Below are 2,682 nucleotides of genomic sequence, written 5' to 3' on the forward strand. Positions count from 1 at the left end.
AGGAGTAAGCCCTTTGCGTTCAACCTGAAGTTGCGTTACCCACTTACTGACCGTTGATTTACCTACGTTCATGGCTTTGGCAGCCGCTTCTTGTGTATAGCCTTGGTCAATGACTAATTGGGCAGTTTCGAGTTTAATCGCTGCGCTATATCGAGCACGTTTACTTTTATTCATTTTGTCACCTAAATTCGCTATGAATGAGATCATAACATTTCTTATTAGGTGGCCAAATTCACTATGCCACTACACTTTGTCTGAGAGCAGCACCAAGCTTCAATATTAAGGCCGAAAAAGCGGAAGAAATTATTAGTTCGCAAATTAATACGATTATCCAAGAGTTTGAATCCGTGTGTAATGAAGTAGATGTCCCTGAAGTAACGCGAAAGTTACTTTTCAAACGTGTGATATTGAATGACTACATATTCAATGAAATGGAACACCTAAAGCCGCAAGATGCTGGCTAACTTCTCAGCATACATGGAAATATAAGTATCTAAATGAATAACGTCCGTGTGACCTGAAGTTATATGAACCTCTATTCACTTCGATAAGATTCAAGGGCGATCTATCTTAACAAGCTAATACCCTAAAGTGAGTTAACACGGGGCGTTTGACCACAAACTAGCTACCTCATTTCCCAACAAATTCTCATCTATGTTCTGCTTTCAGCAATTCACCATAAGTGGCCGAAACTGGAGCGCTAGACAGTCGTATTCAAAAATGCGTAGCTCTGAGTGTTTTTAAGTCAATGTTTGTGCGCGTTATCTCAATCATTAACATCTAAAATTATTTAAAATTAATTACTTATATAAAGCGAAACTTAGATAATAGGCTTGTAAAACGCGTATGCGCGTTTTTCTTGATAGTGTATTTGATAAAAAGCTGATAAGTTCTTTGCCATACAAATAGTTAACGATTCGCATTTTCACTGGTCTAACATGATAAACGCGCATGCGCATAAATACTAAGACGTTATGCCTCTCCCGATAATTTATAGTAAGAGATTGATATGAGATATGTGAGTGGCTTTGAGAATCAGGTAATCACTTCGGAATTTGAAACAAGTGAACTTAAAAAGCTGCCAGCAGCTATAGACCGTTTTAATGAGTCTAGATACTTTGCTCAACAGTTTTCCAACTTAGATGCAAAAGAAGAAAACCTGCCTCAAGCAAACTGGTTTTTAAGCGCATATTTTGCCGCAGTGATCTCTATTCGCGAGGCAGCAGAATTAGACATGCTTAATTTAGGCTACTCCAGCCAGATGTTTAAGAACACATCAATGGCAAAAGAAACGTTTATGCCTTCTGATGGAGGCGAACAATCAGAAAATGATCCATTAGCTATCAATAGAATGTTTAAAGATATCCGTAACCTAAGAGTTCATTTTGCGTTGCCGCTCGTAAATGTCGTTAACAGCGTATTTGTATTGAATTATGTAACGAGTGAAAGCTTACACAAATTGCGAAGAGCACAGGTCACGGAAGCTGAAGCAGCACAATTCCATTCGTTTACTAAGACAAGTGATCTGAACAAGTTACTGTTTCAGCACCTGTTCATTCAACGTCAGTTGATTATTGCCCTGAGCGAGTTAACCAAGGAATTACAAACTGTTTAAGTGTGATTCGCAACGCGTGGTATTTTTACCATGCGTTGGTTTAAGTGTTTAAGGTGGTATGCGGCGACTTCGGTATTGTGTTGCTCCCCCCTTAACAGGGGGCGCTGGCGGATCCCCTCATAATTGGGGTCTTCCAGCGTCATGAACTAAGTTTATATATTCGATTAATGCCCAGCGAAAAATTGTTTCCTTTACCGGATATCTGTCTCTTTTGCGTACTTCCTTTCCAAGTCTAACAATTGATAGCACTGCACGCTTTCTCACTGTATTGGCTTGAAAATATCGCTGCCATCCAAGGTGTTGCGCCGCTAACCCAATACACCACAACACAATTTCAGCGAGTATAGCGATGAGTAGCAATACATCATATCGCTTTGGACAACTGCTGCGGCTTTGTCTGAGGCCCATGCCATATTGCGGACTTTTTAAATCGCGGAAGGTTTCTTCAATTTGCATTCGCTTAGCATATAAATCGACGACCTTTGAAGGGCCAAAGTAGTCCGGCGGTAGATTTGTTGCGAGTAGCCAAGGCTCTTTACTCCCTAAGCTGTAACTCTTTTGTGCGGTGTGATTTCGCCCAGCTTTAGAAGAACGTTTATCCTTACGCAGCTTAGGTTTAGCTTTAAACAAGTGCAGGCAACATTGTAGCGGAGACTTGCGCGCTAACTTGACGCTACCTATGTATTTCGCGGTTGAATTCGCCTTAGGGTAGAGGGATTTATTTGACTGCCATGATGTTTGGCCGTTGAGCATAAAACTGACATCACCGCGAACTCGACCTAGCCAAAACCAGCCATGGCGCTCGACTTCCCTAAACCAAGTATTGCGATAACCTGCATCGGTGACGATGAGCGGGCAGCATCCTGGCGGCAATACGTTAGCAAGCTCAGCTAAGAAAGCGTTATGACTGCGCGGGGCATTGTAATCTTCAAACAGAAAAGTGCGTTCGTACAACGTAATGGAGCGACCTTTAACACTTATTGATGCGCGTAAGGTCATCATTCGCAGTTGTTCGCGCACATCTGACCAATCCACAAGAATAATGGGCATCGGATTTGAGCCGCAGA

General features: G+C 41.8%; 3 protein-coding genes. 1 reads left to right on the forward strand and 2 read right to left on the reverse strand.

Translation table 11 applies throughout. The features are described 5' to 3' along the window. The coding region (locus L5M11_RS23585; protein ID WP_263192006.1) for a transposase at nucleotides 1–174 on the reverse strand (174 nt) is incomplete at its 3' end. An 835-nt stretch (nucleotides 175–1,009) separates the two neighbouring features. Here L5M11_RS23585 and L5M11_RS23590 point away from each other — a divergent pair. Then, entirely contained in the window at nucleotides 1,010–1,615 is a 606-nt protein-coding gene (locus L5M11_RS23590; RefSeq protein WP_115334751.1) for a hypothetical protein, read from the forward strand. A 117-nt stretch (nucleotides 1,616–1,732) separates the two neighbouring features. On the opposite strand, the gene L5M11_RS23595 is transcribed toward L5M11_RS23590, so the two are convergent. Beyond that, nucleotides 1,733–2,682 (reverse strand): IS4 family transposase (locus L5M11_RS23595; RefSeq protein WP_263193434.1); only part of this gene is annotated, 950 nt, incomplete at its 5' end.

The sequence above is a fragment of the Shewanella sp. SM87 genome, assembly GCF_025653705.1.
Taxonomy (GTDB): Bacteria; Pseudomonadota; Gammaproteobacteria; order Enterobacterales; family Shewanellaceae; genus Shewanella; species Shewanella oncorhynchi.

Bases quoted from the DNA above. Each gene is read 5' to 3' on its own strand.
- L5M11_RS23590 (WP_115334751.1), top strand. From the start codon at position 1,010: ATGAGATATGTGAGTGGCTTTGAGAATCAGGTAATCACTTCGGAATTT.